The organism is Streptomyces sp. NBC_00726 (assembly GCF_045161735.1).
Taxonomy (GTDB): domain Bacteria; phylum Actinomycetota; class Actinomycetes; order Streptomycetales; family Streptomycetaceae; genus Streptomyces.
Genome location: NZ_CP108983.1, coordinates 1,645,605 through 1,662,957 on the forward strand (window position 1 = coordinate 1,645,605; position 17,353 = coordinate 1,662,957).

The window sequence follows — 17,353 nt, forward strand, 5'->3', positions numbered from 1 at the left end:
ATCGCCTCGGTCGCGCACGCGCCCCGCGCGCGGGCGGGGCGGATTCGCACCCCGCGCCCCGGAATACGCCGTAGCCGAAGAAGGTTCACCCTGCACAGACTTGGCGGTCGGTGCTGCCCTCGGCACCGGCCGCAACCGTACGTACGCCGCACTTCCCACCGCCGCCCGGAGGCCGCACGCATGCCGCAGACGACGCACGAACAGCCCGGCGCGGAGCTTTCCGATCCGCGCGCGAAGGCGGGCCGGGGGATCGTCCCCGTGCTCGCCTTCGCGGGTATCACCGTCGCCGTGATGCAGACCCTGCTCGTCCCGGTCATCAAGGATCTGCCCGCCCTTCTGCACACCTCCCCGTCCAACGCGACCTGGGTGATGACCGCCACCCTGCTCGCCGGGGCCGTCGCCACCCCGATCATGGGGCGGCTCGGAGACCTGTACGGCAAGCGCGGGATGCTGCTGGCCAGCCTCGCCGTGATGGTCGTCGGCTCCCTGATATGCGCCTTCACCGACGACCTCGTCGTCATGATCGTGGGCCGCGCCCTCCAGGGCTTCGCGATGGGTGCGATCCCGCTGGGCATCGGCATCATGCGCGACGAGCTGCCGCGCGAGAAGCTCGGTTCGGCGATGGCACTGATGAGTTCGTCCATCGGGGTGGGCGGCGGACTCGCGCTGCCGGCCGCCGCGCTCGTCGCCCAGCACACCGACTGGCACGCGCTGTTCCTCGGCTCGGCCGGGCTCGGCGTGCTGGCCATGGCGCTGACCGTGTTCGCGGTGCCCGAGACCACGCTGCGCGCCCCCGGCCGCTTCGACACGGTCGGCGCGCTCGGGCTCTCGCTCGGCCTGGTGCTCCTGCTGCTGCCGGTCACCAAGGGCGGCGACTGGGGCTGGGGATCGCCCACCACGCTCGGGCTGATCGCCGCCTCGCTCGTCGTGCTGGTGCTGTGGGGCCTGTTCGAGCTGCGCAGCGACGCGCCGCTGGTCGATCTGCGGACCACGGCCCGCCGTGAGGTGCTGCTCACCAACCTGACCTCGATCATGGTCGGCGTCGCCTTCTACGCCGTCTCGCTGGTCCTGCCCCAGCTGCTCCAGCTACCCACCTCCACGGGCTACGGCCTCGGCCGGTCGATGGTGGTCGCGGGGCTGTGCGTGGCCCCGCTCGGCCTGACGATGATGTTCGTCGCCCCGCTGTACGCGCGGATCTCGGCCCGCAAGGGCCCCAAGGTCTCGCTGATGCTCGGGATGCTGGTCATCGCCATCGGTTACGGGGCCGGGCTCGGCCTGATGAGCGCCGCCTGGCAGACCGTGCTGATCGCCGTTCTCCTCGGCGCCGGCATCGGGCTCGCCTACTCCTCGCTGCCCGCCCTGATCATCGGCGCCGTCGACCCCTCGGAGACCGGCGCGGCCAACGGCCTCAACACCCTGATGCGCTCCATCGGCACCTCGGTGTCCAGCGCGGTGATCGGCATGGTCCTGGCCCACACCTCGACCCGGATGGGCCCGGTCGAGGTGCCCACGATGAAGGGCTTCCGGATCTCGTTCCTCATCGCGACGGGCGCCGTGGTCGCCGGTCTCGTCCTGGCCTCGTTCCTGCCGTCCCGGCGCACGGCCACCGCGCCGGTCCTGCTGGCGAGCAGCGAGGGCGACGAGGCGGTCCGGCGCGCCGCCGAGGACGTCGAACCGCTCCCCCTGACGGCCCCGGAGGGCTTCCGCGGCCGGGTGCTGGCCGCGGACGGGGCGCCGGTCGCCGGGGCCAATGTGACCCTGATCGACCGGCAAGGCCGGCAGGCGGGGCTGACCACCACGGACACCCTGGGCCGCTGGGCGCTGGCGGCCCCGGAGGCCGGCTCGTTCGTCCTGGCGGCGTCGGCCACCGGCCACGCACCGCGCGCCTGCCCGGCCGCCTGCCCGGCGAACGGCGGACCGGTGGACACCGATCTCGTCCTCGCGGGGGCCAGCGCGCCGGAGCGTCGAACCGCGGTTCCGTCCTGAGCCGCGAGGGCACGGCCGACCTGCTGCTGCCGCCCGACCTGGACCACGGCCGCCTCTGGCAGAGCCGCTGACTTCCCCGCGTACGCTCCCTCACGCCCCCGCCGGTACCTTCGGCGGGGGCGTACGGCACGATGGCGCCCTACCCGTCCCACCAGGAGGAACACCGTGGCCGCCGAGCCCAAGCCGGAGATTCTCGCCGCATTCCAGGCCGCCAAGGGCTTCATGCCGGTGGTGGAGGGGCTCGCGCTGTACGCGGCGGCCGCCGAGGCCGCCGCGCTCGGCCTGCCGCTGCTGGAGGTCGGCACCTACTGCGGGCGCTCCACGATCCTGATCGCCGACGCCGCGCGGGCGGCCGGCGTCACCGCGCTCACCGTCGACCACCACCGGGGCAGCGAGGAGCAGCAGCCCGGCTGGGAATACCACGACCCGACCGTGGTGGACCCGGAGGTCGGCCGGATGGACACCCTGCCCACCTTCCGCAGGACGCTGCACGCGGCGGGCCTGGAGGACCACGTGGTGGCGCTCGTGGGGCGCTCGCCGCAGGCGGCGGCGGTCTGGGGCGGCCCGCTGGGCTTCGTCTTCATCGACGGCGGCCACACCGACGAGCACGCGAACGGCGACTACGAGGGCTGGGCCCCGAAGGTCGCCGAGGGCGGGCTGCTGGTGATCCACGACGTGTTCCCGGACCCGGCACACGGCGGCCAGGCCCCGTACCGGGTGTATCTGCGGGCGCTGGAGTCGGGCGCGTTCACGGAGGTCTCCGTCACGGACTCGCTGCGCGTGCTGCGCCGCACCGGACGGGGCATCTGACCGCAAAGCACCGTTTACGGGGTGTTCCCGGCCGGTCCGCGGACGCCCCGGACAGGGCGGGAGCCTGCCGCTACCATCGCCGGGTGCGTCACCACGAGAGCCTTCCCCCCACCCCGCGCCGCCCGCTTCGGCTCGCCTCCGCCGCTGCCCTGCTGTGTCTGGGCCTGGCCGGCTGCGGCGACGGAGACGGCACCAAGCAGCCCCAGGCCGGGCCCGGCGGCGGTGCGGCCACCACCCCGGCCGCATCCGCCTCGCCGTCACCGGCGCCCACGACGGCCGTCCCGTCGCCGTCGAAGTCCCCGGTGAAGCCCTCCTCGCACACGACGACGCCGTCCGCTCCGGACGGGCCGCTGTCCGGCAAGACCGTGGTCATCGACCCCGGGCACAACCCGCGCAACCATCTGCACACCGCCGCGATCAACCGCCAGGTCGACATCGGCACCGGCCACAAGGAGTGCGACACCACCGGGACCGCCACCAACGGGGGTTACCCGGAGGCGGAGTTCACCCTCGACGTGGCGCACCGGCTGCGGGACCTGCTGCGGGCACAGGGCGCCACGGTGATCCTGACGTACGACGGGGACCGGGAGTTCGGGCCGTGCGTGGACGAGCGGGCGCGTATCGGCAACGAGGCGCACGCGGACGCGGTGGTCTCGGTGCACGCGGACGGATCGGCCGTGGGAAACCGGGGGTTCCATGTGATCCTTCCCGCACTCGTACGCGGCGGGGGTGCGGACACCTCGAAGATCGTGGCTCCTTCACGCGATCTCGGCACCCGTATCGCCGGTCTGTTCGTACGCAGTACCGGAAGTTCCCCTTCCAATTACGTAGGCGGCAAAACGGGTTTGGACGTCCGCAAGGATCTCGGCGGACTGAATTTGTCGACCGTGCCCAAAGTCTTCATCGAATGCGGCAATATGCGTGACCCCAAGGACGCCGCCCTGCTCACCAGCCCGGGCTGGCGCCAGAAGGCGGCCCAGGGCATCGCGGACGGCATCAGCAGCTACCTCAAGGGGTAGTCAAGGGGTGATTCTGCGATGAATTCGGGAGGATGTTCCCGCACCAACCGGGCAGGAACACAACCCGCCCGGGCAGACGATAGATTCATCCCTACGATGGGGAGCCGTTCCCGAGCTTCAAGCCTCGCCCGCCGTGTATCCGGCGGCAGCGACGACCGCCCCGACGAGACGACCGACTAAGGACCTTCACGTGAATATCCGCTCCCTCACTCGAGGCGATGGCGTGGTGATCGGAGCAGCGGTCGTGCTGTTCATCGCCTCGTTCCTCGACTACGTCGACTACGGAAGCAGCCGCATCGACGCGCCCAACTCCTGGGACTCCCTGGGCAACGGCATCGGCGTCTACATGGTCGGAGTGATCGGCGCAGCGCTGATCGTGCTCTCCCGTTCGCAGCCCCAGCCGCGCAAGGTCCTCGGTCTCGACCTCGCCCAGTTCGGTGTCGCCGCCACGGTGTTCACCGCGTGGAACATGTTCTGGACGATCATCGACCTGGGCCAGATCGACGCGGGCGCCGGTCTGATCCTCGGCTTCATCGCCTCCCTGGCGCTCGCCGGTGGCGCGGTCGCCTCGCCGCTGGTCCCGGCCCTCAAGGCCCCGCTCGCCGGTGCCCCGAACCCGCAGGCCGTGCAGCCGCCGTACGGTGGCCAGCCCGGCCAGGGCTACGGCTACCCGGGCGGTCCGCAGCCGGCGTTCGGCGGCCAGCAGCCGGGCCAGCCGCAGCCCTACGGTGCGCAGCAGCCGGGTCAGCCCGAGGCGCAGAAGGCTCCGGCGGCGCCGGCGGCCGGTGGCGGCTCCGGTGACTTCACCCCGTTCTGGTTCGCGGTGCCGGTGGCCCGCCAGCTGTACAACGAGGACGGTTCGCAGGCCCCGATCGCCGAGCTGGCGCCGGGCACCTGGTACCTCGCGGTCGAGCAGCGCGGTGCGGCGCTGATCGCCCAGACGCAGGACGGCCGTCGCGGCGTCCTCCAGGACACCACGGGCATCCAGCGCGGCTGAGCCCCGCGCCCGGTCCGTCCCAGCGGCCCCCCGCCCTTTCCGGGCGGGGGGCCGCTGTCGTGCCCGGGGCCGCGCTCAGCCGGCCGCGCGGGCGGGGACCTTGCCCTCCCGGGTCCAGCGCAGCAGCTCGTCGGCCGTCCAGGTGGTGACCACGCGCTCCGGCGGGACCTCGCACTCCTCGGCGCGGGCGCAGCCGTACGCCTGCCAGTCGAGCTGGCCCGGTGCGTGCGCGTCGGTGTCGACGGCGAACAGGGTGCCCGCCGCCACGGCCCGGCGCAGCAGTGCGCGGGGCGGGTCGAGCCGTTCGGGCCGGCTGTTGATCTCGACGGCGGTGCCGGCATCGGCGCAGGCGGCGAAGACCTCGTCGGCGTCGAACGACGACTGGGGGCGGCCCCGTCCGGTGAGCAGGCGGCCGGTGCAGTGGCCGAGGACGTCCGCCTGCGGATGGCGGACGGCGGCGACCATGCGGCGGGTCATCGGGGCGGCGTCCATGCGGAGTTTGGAGTGGACGGACACCACGACCAGGTCGACCTGTTCGAGCAGGTCCTCCTCCTGGTCGAGGGAGCCGTCGAGGTTGATGTCGCACTCGATGCCGGTGAGCAGCCGGAACGGCGCCCAGCGCGCGTTGAGTTCGGCCACTTCGGCGAGCTGCTCGCGCAGCCGCTCCGGCGAGAGGCCGTTCGCGACGGTGAGCCGGGGCGAGTGGTCGGTGAGGACCGTCCAGTCATGGCCCAGTTCCGCCGCCGCGCGGCCCATCTCCGCGATGGGGCTGCCGCCGTCCGACCAGTCGGAGTGCGTATGGCAGTCGCCGCGCAGCATCGACAGCAGGTGCTCGCCGCCCGGTGCGAGGGGTCCGGCGCCCTCGGATTCGAGCCGCTCCAGATATCCGGGGGCCTCCCCGGCCAGCGCCTCGCGGATGACCTGGGCGGTGCGGGGGCCGATGCCCTTGACGCGTTCCAGCGAGCCGTCGGACACGCGCCGCGCCGCCTCGCCGTCGTCCATCGCGGCGACGGTGCGCGCGGCGGTGCGGAACGCCTGGACGCGGTAGGTGTCCGCCCTGCCGCGCTCCAGCAGGAAGGCGATCCGCTCCAGGGCCCGGACGGGTTCCATCGGCGCCTCCTCGCGGGACGGGACGGCCGGCGGCCGCCCGTCCAGCTTGGCCCAGCCCGCCCGGCCCCGCACACCGGCCGGGCGCGCCCCACTCAGCCGAAGGAGGTGCGCTCCAGCCAGAAGTCCAGCAGCGCGGCGTCGCCCAGCACCTCGACCCGGTCGCTGCCGGGGTCGAGCCGACGGTTGAAGACGAGCATGACGTCGGTGAGCGGCCCGCGCAGCGCCACGGTCGCCTTGGCGTGTGCCCGGCGCCAGGTGAACCCGTCCGAGCCGATCTCGATCAGCCACTCGGCGTCGGGCGCGTCGGTGGCGTGCAGGTGGAGCGAGCGCTCGGCCCCGCGCAGCTGGGCGACCTCGCGGTCGCCGTCGGTCTGCGCGAAGCTCACGATCTCCAGCCACTCCTCGATGGTGTCGGCGGCCAGCTCGGGCGCCATCGTGTACGGGACCTGTGCGGCGAGGGCCGCGTCGGCGAGGTGGACGACGGTCTCGATGGCCATGCGGCGGGCCCAGAAGCCCGCGCTGCCGTCCCAGGCCCAGGACCACACCTCGGCGTCCGGCCCGGCCTCCCGCAGCGCGTCCGCGGTGCCGGCGGCTCCCTCGGCGAGCCAGGCGTCGAGCGCGGCGGGGTCGTCGCTCCCGGGGCTGTTGTCCGGCACCTTCTCGGCCGGGATCGCCTCGCCGGACCGGGTGCGGACGATCTCGCCGACCCAGCGGTGCGCGCGGCCGACGTGCTCGGCCAGTTCGCGCAGGGTCCAGTCGGGGCAGGTCGGCACGGTCGCGCCGAGGTCGGCGCCGCGCAGGATCGCCCTCATCTCCCCCGTGAGCCGCACGATTTCATCGCAGTAGCGCCCGTGCGCCAGAAGTCTCATGATCGCACCCTAGAGCGGCCGGCCCCGATTCACATGGGGTTATCCGCCGAGCTGCGAGGTGGACGGGACCTTGTCCTTCACCTCGGCGCCCGCGCTCTTCCCGGCGTCCTTGATGCCGCTGATGACGTCCTCGAACAGGCCGATGTCGCCCGCTCCCGCCTCGCCCTTGCGGAGCTTGGTGCCGAGGCCCTTGAGCGAGGCGATGCCCGCGGTGAGCGGGGCGACGGCCTTGGACAGCAGCGGGTCGCCCTTGGCATTCTCCGTGGCGGCCTTCAGCCGGTTGTAGGCGAAGCCGCCCGCGAGCCCGGCCTTGACCAGGGCGAAGGTGCGTCTGTCGGCGCCCTTCTTGAACTTCCCGGCCCGGTACGGCTTCACGACCCACTGGTACGTGGCGCCCGCGGCGAGCCCCGCGTTGGCGGCGAACCTGGTCTTGGCCCACTTCTGCGCCTCGGCCGACGAGGTGCCGGTGGGCGACGCCGAACTGCCCGTACCACCGTCCCCGTCGCCGCTCCCGCACGCGGTGGTGCCCGCCGGCACGGCGCAGGCCAGCAGCAGCGCGAGGAGCAGGCGGCGGAGCGGTACGGGTCGGAGCACGGCGGGCCTCCCTGGCCGGGCGGAGCGGATGCCGGGGCCCCGGCACTCCCCGCCAGGCTGGCCGCGTACGGGCCAACCCGCCACCGCTGCGCGGCCGTAAGGGTTCGGCCACCGCGTTTCGGCCGCGTCCGGCGCTGACGCAACCCCGTCAGCCGGTCAGCCGCAGCAGTCCGGCTCCAGCCCCGTCGGGAGCCGGTCCCCGCCGAACACGGCGGTGGTCGCCTCGTCGCCGCCGAGCGCGGCCACCGCCAGCAGCAGCGAACCGGCCGTCCAGGAGGTGTGCTCCTCGGGCCAGAAGGCGCGGTTGCCCTCGAAGACGTAACCCGTCCAGTACATGCCGCCCTCGGCGCGCAGGTGCTGGACCGACTGGAGGATGCCGAGCGCGCGGTCGGACTCGCCCATCACCCACAGGGCGAGGGCCAGTTCGCAGCTCTCGCCGCCGGTCACCCACGGGTTGGGCAGCACACAGCGCACCCCGAGGCCGGGGACGACGAAGCGGTCCCAGCCCTCCTCGATGCGCTCCTTGGCCGCCGCGCCGGTGACGGCGCCGCCGAGGACCGGGTAGTACCAGTCCATCGAATACCGGCTCTTGTCGAGGAAGCGCTCCGGGTGGCTGCGGATCGCGTGCCCCAGGGCCCCGGTCGCCAGCTCCCAGTCGGGCTGCGGCTCCTCGCGGCGTTCGGCGATGGCGAGCGCGCAGCGCAGGGCCTGGTGGACCGAGGAGGAGCCGGTGAGCAGCGCGTCAGTGACCGGTGTGCCGTCGTCCTCCCGCTTCCAGCCGATCTGGCCGCCGGGCTGCTGGAGGCGCAGGACGAATTCGACGGCCGCGTGGACCGTGGGCCACATCCGGTCCACGAAGGCGTCGTCGCCGGTGGCGAGGTAGTGGTGCCAGACGCCGACGGCCACATAGGCGCAGAAGTTGGTCTCCCGGCCGCGGTCGGTCGGCTGCCCGGCGTCGCCGTCGTGGTAGGCGGCGTACCAGGAGCCGTCGGCGTGCTGGTGGCGGGCCAGCCACTCGTACGCGCGTTCCGCGGCCGCGTGCTCGCCGGCCGCGTCCAGGGCCATGGCGGCCTCGGTGTGGTCCCACGGGTCGAGGTGGTGGCCGCGGAACCACGGGATGGCGCCGTCCGGGCGCTGCACGGCGCGCAGCGCGGCGACGGTCTCGGCGGCCTGCGCGGCGGTGAGGACTCCGGGCAGGACGAGGTGTTCGGTCCGCTCGGGAAGGCTCACGCCTCGGCCTCGGCGGCCGCTGCGGCGACGGGCAGGTGCGGCTTGGTCGCGTACGCCACGAAGCTCTTGCCGACGACCGGGTTGAGCAGCTGTTCGGCGACCCGGGTCAGGGCCGGCTTCTTCATGATGTCCCAGACCAGGAGCTTGTGGTACGCCTTCACCGGCAGCGCCTTGTCGTTGTCGACACCGAACGCGCACTTGAGCCACCAGTACGGGGAGTGCAGCGCGTGCGCGTGATGGGTGCCGTACGGCTTGAGGCCGGCGCCGCGCATCCTGCCGAGCAGTTCGTCGGCCTTGTAGATGCGGATGTGGCCGCCCTCGACCTCGTGGTACGCGTCGGAGAGCGCCCAGCAGACCTTTTCGGGGCCGTAGCGCGGGACGGTCACGGCGATCCGGCCGCCGGGCCGCAGCACGCGGACCATCTCGGCGAGGACGCCCTTGTCGTCGGGGATGTGCTCCATGACCTCGGAGATGATCACGACGTCGAAGGACTCGTCGGGGAACGGCAGATTGAGCGCGTCGCCCTCCATCGCGGTGGCGGTGGCGCCCTCGGGGGCCTCCCCGGCCTCCTTCATCGCGGCGAACCACTTCGCGACCTCGCGGATCTCCTCGCCGTTCCGGTCGAGGGCCACCACCTGGGCACCACGCCGGTAGCACTCGAAGGCGTGGCGTCCGGCGCCGCACCCCAGGTCGAGCACGCGGTCGCCGGCGGCGAGCGGGAAGCGGGTGAAGTCCACGGTCAGCACGAGTGCCTGCTTTCGCGGTCGGGGGTGGGTCGGGGGAACGGGGTCAGGGGCCCGGCGGAAGGTCCGGGGTCACCGCCGGCCGCCGGGGCCGGTGGCGGCGCGGGCGGCGATGGCCTGCCGGTAGAGCTCGGCGGTGCCGATGGCGGCCTGCTTCCAGGTGAACCGGGCGAGCACCCGTTCACGTCCTGCGGCCCCGAGCCGGGTGCGCAGCTCCGCGTCGCCGAGCAGCCGGCCGAGCGCGTCGGCGAGGGCCCCCGGGTCGCCGGGCGGGACCGCGAGGCAGGTCTCCCCGTCGGGTCCGGCGACCTCCGGGATGGCGCCGCCGGTGGTCGCGACGAGCGGGGTGCCGGTGGCCATGGCCTCGGCGGCGGGCAGCGAGAAGCCCTCGTACAGCGAGGGGACGCAGGCGATCTGCGCGCCGCGCACCAGGTCGACCAGCTCGGTGTCGCTGATGCCCTTGACGAACTCGACGGCGTCCGCGAGGCCGTGCCGCTCGATGGCCCGGGCGACCGGCCCGTCCTCGGCGCGCCTGCCGACGACGACGAGATGGGCGGCGGGGTTGCCGGTACGGAGCTTGGCCAGGGCTTCCACGAGGTGGACGAGGCCCTTGAGCGGGACGTCGGCGCTGGACGTGGTGACGATGCGGCCGGGGACCTCGGGGACCGAGGGGTCGGGCGACCACAGATCGGTGTCGGCGCCGATGTGGACGACCCGGATGCGGCGCGGGTCGACCCCGAGGTGGTCCACGATCTCCTGCTTGGAGGAGCCGGAGACGGTGAGCACGGACGGCAGCCGGCGCGCGACCCGCTTCTGCATGCGGGTGAATCCGTACCAGCGGCGCACGGAGGCCCGGCGGCGCCGGCTCGTCGCGGCGTCCAGGTCGAGCTGCCGGTCGACGGTGATGGGGTGGTGGATCGTGGTGACCAGGGGCGCGCCGAGGTCGGCGAGGAGCCCGTAGCCGAGGGTCTGGTTGTCGTGGACGACGTCGAACTCGCCGCGCCGGGCGGCGAGATGGCGCCGGGCCCGGAGGCTGAAGGTGAGCGGTTCGGGGAAGCCGCCGGTCCACATGGTGGCGACCTCGGCGGCGTCGATCCAGTCCCGGTACTCGCCGCGGCTCGGGGTGCGGAACGGGTCGGGCTGCCGGTACAGGTCGAGGCTGGGCAGTTCGGTGAGCGGGACGCCCTCGTCGAGGACCGGGTAGGGCTGGGCGCCGATGACCTCGACGTGGTGGCCGAGGCGGGCGAGTTCGCGGGCGAGGTGCCGTACGTAGACGCCCTGGCCGCCGCAGAAGGGGTTGCCCTTGTAGGTGAGGAGCGCGATGCGCAGGGGTCCGTCGCCGGGACCCGTGCCCGGTGCGGCGACGCCCGTACGGGGGCCCGATTCAACGGCCTCAGCGGTCACACTCGGCCCCCTTCTCACTGCGTGTTCGCCGGAGCGTAACCGGCGGCGCTAATCTAGAACAAGTTTCAGACTGAGTAGTTCAATGAGCTACGAATCTACCGGGCGGTAGCGTCGGTGCAACGGCCGGATCAGGTGATTCACGCCACGGCACACACCCTGGCCACGGGACGGGACACATGACAGCGGAAGCCAGACCGGCGACGCCGCCCCTGACGGAACGCCAGGAGGCCCGCCGCCGCCGCATCCTGCGGGCCACCGCCGAGCTGGCCGGACAGGGCGGCTTCGAGGCCGTCCAGATGCGCGAGGTGGCGGAGGCGGCCGAGGTCGCCCTCGGCACCCTGTACCGGTACTTCCCGTCCAAGATCCACCTCCTCGTCGCCACCCTGCGCGACCGCCTCCAGCTGCTGCGCACCGCCCTCCGCGAACACCCCCCGGCCGGGGACGACGCGGCGGCCCGGGTCGCCGGGACCCTGCTGCGGGCGTTCCGCGCGATGCAGCGCGAACCGCAGCTGGCCGACGCCATGGTGCGCGCCCTGACCTTCGCGGACCGGAGCGCGAGCAGCGAGGCCGACGCGGTCTCACGGCTCACGACGGCGATCATCCTGGACGCGATGGGCACCGGCCACCCGACGCCGGGGCAGCTCTCCGCCGTGCGGGTGATCGAGTACACCTGGCACTCCGCGCTGATCTGCTGGCTGGCCGGCCGGGCGTCGATCGCGCAGGTGCGCACGGACATCGAGACGGTGTGCCGGCTGGTCGGCCCGGCGGCGCCCTGACGGGCGCGCCCGGCTGCCATGTGCGGCGCCCACACGCCTCGGGGGCGAGGTGGGGTGCCCTGCACCATATCGACGGCGGCGCGGTGTTCATACGGTTCGGCGACATCACAGGAACACGCCGAGGAGCCGGTCACCATGCCCCGCAGCCGTACCGCCAGCAGAGCCCGCAGATCCCTCAGTGACATCCGTACCACCGCCGTCCTGGCCGCAGCCGGCCTGCTGCTGACGGGCTGCACCGCCGCCGGGACGGCGGGCGGGTCCGACTCCGCGAAGTCCGCCGACGACGCCGCCGTCAAGGTCGGCCTGGTGTACTCCAGGACCGGGCTCCTCGCCGACTACGGCAAGCAGTACCGCGACGGCTTCATGGCCGGGCTCGACTACGCCACCAAGGGCACCCGCAAGGCCGCCGGACATCCCATCGAGGTCACCGAGCAGGACGACGCGGGCGACCCGGGCAAGGCGGTCTCCGCCGCGAAGAACCTCATCGGCAAGGGCTACAAGGTGCTGGCCGGCACCACCGACTCCGGCGTCGCCCTCCAGATGGCCCCGCTCGCCGCGCAGAACAAGGTGCTGTACGTCAGCGGACCGGCCGCCACCGACGCGGTGACCGGGATCAACGACTACACCTTCCGCTCCGGCCGCCAGTCCTACCAGGACATCCTGACGGCGGGCACGATGCTCGGCGACGCCAAGGGCAAGAAGGTCACGGTGCTCGCCCAGGACTCCACCTTCGGCCAGGCCAACGTGGCCGCCGTCAAGGCGGTGCTCGGTGAGAAGGGCGCGAAGGTGGGCTCGGTGCTGGCGCCGCCCAGCGCCACGGACCTGACGCCGTTCGCCCGGCAGGTCAAGGCGGGCGGCCCGGACCTGGTCTTCGTCGCCTGGGCCGGCTCCACCGCACCGGCGCTGTGGACCGCGCTCGACCAGCAGGGCGTGCTCGGCGCGAGCAAGGTCGTCACCGGCCTGGCCGGCACCGCCTCCTACCCGATCTTCGGCGCGGCCGGGGCCAAGGTGTCGTTCCTGGCGCACTACTTCCCGGGCGCGGGCGGGAACAACGCCGTGGAGAAGGCGATGCTGGACGCGGTGAAGAAGGACGGCGGCAAGCCCGACCTGTTCACGCCGGACGGCTTCACGGCCGCCCAGATGATCGTGCACGCCATCGAGGAGGGCGGCGCCACCGACACCGCCGCGATGGTGAAGGCCCTGGAGGGCTGGAGCTTCGACGGGGTCAAGGGACAGACCCGGGTGCGCGGCGAGGACCACGCGCTGCTCCAGCCGATGTTCGTGGCCAAGCTGGAGGGCAAGGGCAAGACCGCCGAGCCGAAGCTGCTGGACACCGAGCAGCTGGACGCCGTCGCGCCGCCCGTGAAGCCCGCGGCGGGCTGAACCGTGACCGCACCCCACACCCTCGGGCAGGCGAGCCCGGCGGACCGGGAGACGCCCGTGCTCCGGCTGGACGGACTCGGCTGGAGCGTCGGCGGCGCCACCATCGTCCAGGACGTCTCACTGAGCGTCCGCGAGGGCGAGTTCCTGGCCTTCATCGGGCCCAACGGGGCGGGCAAGACCTCCCTGTTCAACCTGATCAGCGGGCTGAACCTGCCGACCGCCGGCCGGATCGAGCTGGACGGCGCCGAGATGACGGACCGGCCCGCGCACGTCCGGGCCCGGCGCGGCGTCGGCCGGACCTTCCAGACCTCCAGCCTGTGGCCCGCGATGACCGTCGCCGACCACGTCCGGCTCGCCGCGCAGGCCGCCCGGGGCGGCTCGTACCGGCTGTGGCGGCGCGCCGACCCGTACACCGCCGAAGTGACCGGCGTCCTGGAACGCACCGGCCTCGGCCACCGGGCGAAGGCCACGGCGGGCGAGCTGTCGCACGGCGAGAAGCGGAAGCTGGAGCTCGCCGTGCTGCTGGTGGGCGAACCCCGGCTGATGCTGCTCGACGAGCCGATGGCCGGGGTCAGCGCCGAGGAGGTCCCCGCCCTCACTGAACTCATCCGCACCCTGCACCGCGAGGAGGGGCGCACGGTCCTCATGGTCGAACACCACATGGACGTCCTGCTCGGCCTCGCCGACCGGCTCGCCGTGATGCACCACGGCCGGCTGCTCGCCCTGGACACCCCGGAGGCGGTCACCGCCGACCCGGTCGTGCAGCAGGCATACCTCGGGGAGGGCCTGTGACGGAGCAACCCCTCCTGGACGTACGGGACCTGCGGGTCCTGATCGGCGGCCGGCACATCCTGCACGGCGTCGACCTCGACGTCAGCGCGCACGGCGTCACCGCGCTCCTCGGGCGCAACGGCGCCGGGAAGACCACCACGGTCCGGGGCATCCTCGGGCTCGTCCCGCGCGCCGGGAGCGTCCGGCTGGACGGCGAGGAGACCGCGGGGCTGTCCACGCACGCGCTGGTCCGGCGCGGCATCGGCTACGCCCCCGAGGACCGGGGCATCTTCGCCGGGCTGACCGTCGCGGAGAATCTGCGCCTTGCCGAGCGGCGCGGCGCGGGCGAGCCCGCTTACGGCCTGGTCCACGAGCTGTTCCCGGAACTCAAGCAACGGGCCCGGCAGTTGGCCGGAACGCTGTCGGGCGGTCAGCAGCAGATGGTGGCCATCGGGCGCACCCTGCTCAACACCAACCGGCTGATCATCGCGGACGAACCGACCAAGGGCCTGGCGCCGAAGGTCGTCACCGAGGTGGCCCAGGTGCTGGAACGGGCCGCCGAGGCGGTGCCGGTGCTCCTGGTCGAGCAGAACCTCGCCGTGGTGCGCCGGCTGGCCGGGCACTGCGTGGTCCTCGCCGACGGCCGCACCGCCCACCGGGGCCCGGCCGCCGAGCTGCTGGGCGACGCGGAGGCGGCCCGCACGCTGCTCGGTGTGGGCCACGGCCCGCTCCCCGCACACCCTTCCGTGAAGGCGGATTCCTGATGTCCACCCTCGTCCTGCTCACCATGACCGGACTCGGTCTGGGGGCCCTCTACTTCCTCGTCGCGTCCGGACTCTCGCTGATCTTCGGCCTGATGGACGTGCTCAACTTCGCGCACGGGGCGCTGCTGTCCATCGGCGCGTACGGCACCTGGTGGGCCGCGTCCGGGAATCTCCCCGGCGCGGGCCCCGGCGGCGCCGGCTTCGTCCTCGCGGTCCTGTTCGGTACGGCGGTGGGCACCGCCGCCGCCGTGCTCCTCGAACTCGCGGTCGTCCGCCCGCTCTACACCCGGCCGCGCGAGCAGGTGCTCGCCACGGTCGGGGTGGGGCCCGCGGTGCCCGCGCTGCTCTCCGGCGTCTGGGGCTCGGACGCCCATCCGTTCCCGGGGCCCGAGGCGCTGTCCGGGACCTTCGGGCTGCTGGGCGCGCAGGTCCCGGTCAACCGGCTGGTCCTGGTGGGCGCGGCGGTCGTGGTGCTGGTGGCGCTGCGGCTGTTCCTCGGCCGGACCCGGCACGGCCTGGTCGTCCGGGCCGGGGTCGAGGACCGGGCCATGGTCACCGCGCTCGGCATCGACGTCCGCAGGGCGTTCACGCTGGTCTTCGCGATCGGCGGCTGCGCGGCGGCGCTGGGCGGTGCGCTCGGCGGGCTGTACTTCGGCTCGGTCGACCCGCGCCAGGGGACCTCGCTGCTGATCTTCGCGTTCGTCGTCGTGGTCACCGGCGGCATGGGCTCGGTGACCGGCGCCGCCGTGGCGTCCGTCGTCATCGGCCTGGTCCAGCAGTTCGCCAACTACTACACCGCAGCGGGGCTCGGCGACCTGGCGGTCGTCGTCCTGCTCGCCGTGCTGCTGCTGATCCGGCCGCGCGGACTGACGGGGAGGCTCGCGTGAGCACCGCCACCGACACACCCGACCGCACCGCCGGGCGCACCGCCGCCGGACCGGCCCCCGCCGGACGCTTCCGGCCGCTGCGGTGGTGGCCCGCCGCCGTCCTGCTCGTCCTGGCCGTCGCCCCGTTCAGCGCGGTGCCGGTGCCGGGGCTGCTCGACGGGCCGCTGGGCTCGGCGGGGAGCCTGCAACTCCTGGCGACCTGCCTGCTGTTCGGCGCCCTGGCCACCGGCTACGACCTGCTCCTCGGACGCACCGGGCTGCTCTCCTTCGGGCACGCCCTGTACTTCGCGGCGGGCAGCTACGCCACCAATCTGTTCCTCCTTGAGGCGGGCCTGCCGTTCGCGCTCGCCACGGTCCTCGGGCTGCTCTTCGGGATCGCGCTCGCCCTGGCCCTGGGGTCGGTGAGCCTGCGGGTGACCGGGATCGGCTTCTCCATGGTGACCCTGGCCTTCGCCCAGGCGGGCTCGATCCTGGTCTCCCGCAACCCGGGCGGGGTCACCGGCGGCGAGGAGGGCCGGGCGGCCCCGTCCGACCTGCTGCCGTCCTCGCTGGTCGGCATCGACAACACCGCGAATCTGTACTGGATCGCGCTGGCCTACCTGGTGCTGACCCTGGGCGTCGTCCACTGGGCGGTCCGCTCGCCCACCGGCCGGGTCTGGGAGGGCATCAAGGAGAACGAGCGCCGGGTGGAGGTGCTGGGCCTGAAGCCGTACGGGTTCAAGCTGACGGCCTTCGTGGTCGCGGGCGGACTCGCGGCTCTCGGCGGGATCGTGCACCTGCTGCTGACGGGCGGCTCGACCCCGCAGACGACCACATCGGACTTCACGCTGTCGCTGCTGGTGATGGTGGTGCTCGGCGGCTCGGGCACCCGGTGGGGCCCGATGGTCGGCGGCATCCTCTACACCTGGGCCGACCACCGGCTGGGCGATCTCGCCGGGTCGGGCGCGGTCGCGGATCTGCCGGCGGTGCTGCGCGTACCGCTGTCGCAGCCGTTGTTCCTGCTGGGCGTGCTGTTCGTGGCCGTGGTACATCTGCTGCCCGGCGGCCTGGCCCGGCTGCCGTCCCGGCTGAGGGCAGCCTCGAACCGTAAGGAGACCGGAGTCAGTTGAGCCCGCTCGCGGAGTACGAAGAGATCGAGGTCCCCGTGCGCGGGGGCTCCCTGGCGGCCCTGCGCTGGCCGGCCGCCGACCCCGGGGCCCCGGTGGTGGTGGCCCTGCACGGGATCACCTCCAACGCGCTGTCCTGGGCGGCGGTGGCCCGGCTGCTGGACGGCCAGGTCACCCTGGTCGCGCCCGATCTGCGCGGCCGGGCCGGGAGCGCTCGGCTGCCGGGCCCGTACGGGATCGCCGCGCACACCGACGACATCGCCGCCCTGACCGAGGCCCTGGGCCGGGACCGGGTGGTGCTCGCGGGCCACTCGATGGGCGCGTTCGTGGCGGCCCTCGCGGCGGTGCGCCACCCGGACCGCTTCGGGCCGCTGCTGCTCGTGGACGGCGGCGTCGGCTTCCCGGCGCCGACGCACCTGACGCCGGACGAGCTGATGACGGCGGTGATCGGCCCGGCGATGGACCGGCTGTCGATGACCTTCCCGGACCGGGCCGCCTACCGGGCGTTCTGGCAGGCGCATCCGGCGTTCGCCGGGGCGTGGTCGGACGAGGTGGACGCGTACATCCAGCGCGATCTGACCGGCGAGGAACCGGAGCTGCGCTCGTCCTGCCGGATCGAGGCGATCCGCACGGACGGGGTCGGCCTGTTCGACGAGGAGGTCCTGTCGGCGGTGCGGAGGCTGCCCGCCGACGCGACGCTGCTGTGGGCCGCGCGCGGTCTGATGGACGAGGAGCAGGGCCTGTACGACGAGGGCCGGCTCGCCGCCGCCGGTCTGGACGGGACCCGGGTGGAGCCGGTCGCGGTGAAGGACGTGAACCACTACACCGTCCTGACGGGCGACCGGGGCGGCCGGGAGATCGCGGACCGGCTGGTGGCGCTGGCGCGCGGCTGAGAGGCCGTACG

At 73.6% G+C, this 17,353-nt stretch carries 17 protein-coding genes; 11 read left to right on the forward strand and 6 right to left on the reverse strand.

Annotated features, from left to right (window positions below; translation table 11 throughout):
- The first annotated feature begins 180 nt into the window (after positions 1-180).
- The 4 genes from OG338_RS07345 to OG338_RS07360 all read left to right on the forward strand — a co-directional run bounded on the left by OG338_RS07345 (position 181) and on the right by OG338_RS07360 (position 4,812).
- Positions 181-1,986 carry an MFS transporter gene (locus tag OG338_RS07345; protein WP_405936546.1) on the forward strand — a complete coding sequence of 602 codons (1,806 nt, stop codon included), beginning with the start codon at positions 181-183 and terminating at the stop codon, positions 1,984-1,986.
- Between the two features lie 165 nt (positions 1,987-2,151).
- A complete protein-coding gene (locus OG338_RS07350; protein ID WP_405936547.1) occupies positions 2,152-2,796 on the forward strand; it encodes a class I SAM-dependent methyltransferase in 645 nt (214 codons plus the stop codon).
- Positions 2,797-2,879: 83 nt separating this feature from the next.
- The gene (locus OG338_RS07355; protein ID WP_405936548.1) at positions 2,880-3,815 is read left to right on the forward strand and encodes an N-acetylmuramoyl-L-alanine amidase; all 936 of its coding nucleotides are present in this window, start codon (positions 2,880-2,882) and stop codon (positions 3,813-3,815) included.
- A 223-nt stretch (positions 3,816-4,038) separates the two neighbouring features.
- A complete protein-coding gene (locus OG338_RS07360; RefSeq protein WP_405936549.1) occupies positions 4,039-4,812 on the forward strand; it encodes a hypothetical protein in 774 nt (257 codons plus the stop codon).
- A 75-nt stretch (positions 4,813-4,887) separates the two neighbouring features.
- On the opposite strand, the gene OG338_RS07365 is transcribed toward OG338_RS07360, so the two are convergent.
- The 6 genes from OG338_RS07365 to OG338_RS07390 all read right to left on the reverse strand — a co-directional run bounded on the left by OG338_RS07365 (position 4,888) and on the right by OG338_RS07390 (position 10,762).
- Positions 4,888-5,922, reverse strand: coding sequence for a PHP domain-containing protein (locus tag OG338_RS07365; protein WP_405936550.1), 1,035 nt, complete (start codon positions 5,920-5,922; stop codon positions 4,888-4,890).
- Positions 5,923-6,014: 92 nt separating this feature from the next.
- Positions 6,015-6,791 (reverse strand): maleylpyruvate isomerase family mycothiol-dependent enzyme, encoded by a 777-nt coding sequence (locus OG338_RS07370; protein ID WP_405936551.1) that lies wholly within the window; start codon positions 6,789-6,791, stop codon positions 6,015-6,017.
- A 39-nt stretch (positions 6,792-6,830) separates the two neighbouring features.
- Entirely contained in the window at positions 6,831-7,385 is a 555-nt protein-coding gene (locus OG338_RS07375) for a hypothetical protein (RefSeq protein ID WP_405936552.1), read from the reverse strand.
- A 156-nt stretch (positions 7,386-7,541) separates the two neighbouring features.
- On the reverse strand, positions 7,542-8,615 hold the full coding sequence (locus OG338_RS07380) for a prenyltransferase (protein WP_405936553.1): 1,074 nt from the start codon (positions 8,613-8,615) through the stop codon (positions 7,542-7,544).
- A complete protein-coding gene (locus OG338_RS07385; protein ID WP_405936554.1) occupies positions 8,612-9,361 on the reverse strand; it encodes a methyltransferase domain-containing protein in 750 nt (249 codons plus the stop codon). Before OG338_RS07385 ends, OG338_RS07380 begins: the two co-directional genes overlap by 4 nt.
- A 69-nt stretch (positions 9,362-9,430) precedes the next feature.
- A complete protein-coding gene (locus OG338_RS07390) occupies positions 9,431-10,762 on the reverse strand; it encodes a glycosyltransferase family 4 protein (RefSeq protein WP_405936555.1) in 1,332 nt (443 codons plus the stop codon).
- 176 nt (positions 10,763-10,938) lie between these two features.
- Here OG338_RS07390 and OG338_RS07395 point away from each other — a divergent pair, with 176 nt between their 5' ends.
- The 7 genes from OG338_RS07395 (at position 10,939) to OG338_RS07425 (ending at position 17,342) form a co-directional block, all read left to right on the forward strand.
- Positions 10,939-11,538, forward strand: a complete 600-nt coding sequence (locus OG338_RS07395; protein ID WP_405936556.1) for a TetR family transcriptional regulator — start codon at positions 10,939-10,941, stop codon at positions 11,536-11,538.
- A gap of 135 nt (positions 11,539-11,673) precedes the next feature.
- The gene (locus OG338_RS07400; protein WP_405936557.1) at positions 11,674-12,921 is read left to right on the forward strand and encodes a substrate-binding domain-containing protein; all 1,248 of its coding nucleotides are present in this window, start codon (positions 11,674-11,676) and stop codon (positions 12,919-12,921) included.
- A gap of 3 nt (positions 12,922-12,924) precedes the next feature.
- Positions 12,925-13,713: an ABC transporter ATP-binding protein gene (locus tag OG338_RS07405; RefSeq protein WP_405936558.1), complete on the forward strand. Its 789-nt coding sequence runs from the start codon at positions 12,925-12,927 to the stop codon at positions 13,711-13,713.
- On the forward strand, positions 13,710-14,456 hold the full coding sequence (locus tag OG338_RS07410; protein WP_405936559.1) for an ABC transporter ATP-binding protein: 747 nt from the start codon (positions 13,710-13,712) through the stop codon (positions 14,454-14,456). The genes OG338_RS07405 and OG338_RS07410 overlap by 4 nt, the downstream gene beginning before the upstream one ends.
- A complete protein-coding gene (locus OG338_RS07415; RefSeq protein WP_405936560.1) occupies positions 14,456-15,343 on the forward strand; it encodes a branched-chain amino acid ABC transporter permease in 888 nt (295 codons plus the stop codon). Before OG338_RS07410 ends, OG338_RS07415 begins: the two co-directional genes overlap by 1 nt.
- Entirely contained in the window at positions 15,340-16,452 is a 1,113-nt protein-coding gene (locus tag OG338_RS07420; protein ID WP_405936561.1) for a branched-chain amino acid ABC transporter permease, read from the forward strand. The genes OG338_RS07415 and OG338_RS07420 overlap by 4 nt, the downstream gene beginning before the upstream one ends.
- On the forward strand, positions 16,449-17,342 hold the full coding sequence (locus OG338_RS07425) for an alpha/beta fold hydrolase (protein ID WP_405936562.1): 894 nt from the start codon (positions 16,449-16,451) through the stop codon (positions 17,340-17,342). The genes OG338_RS07420 and OG338_RS07425 overlap by 4 nt, the downstream gene beginning before the upstream one ends.
- Positions 17,343-17,353 lie beyond the last annotated feature (11 nt).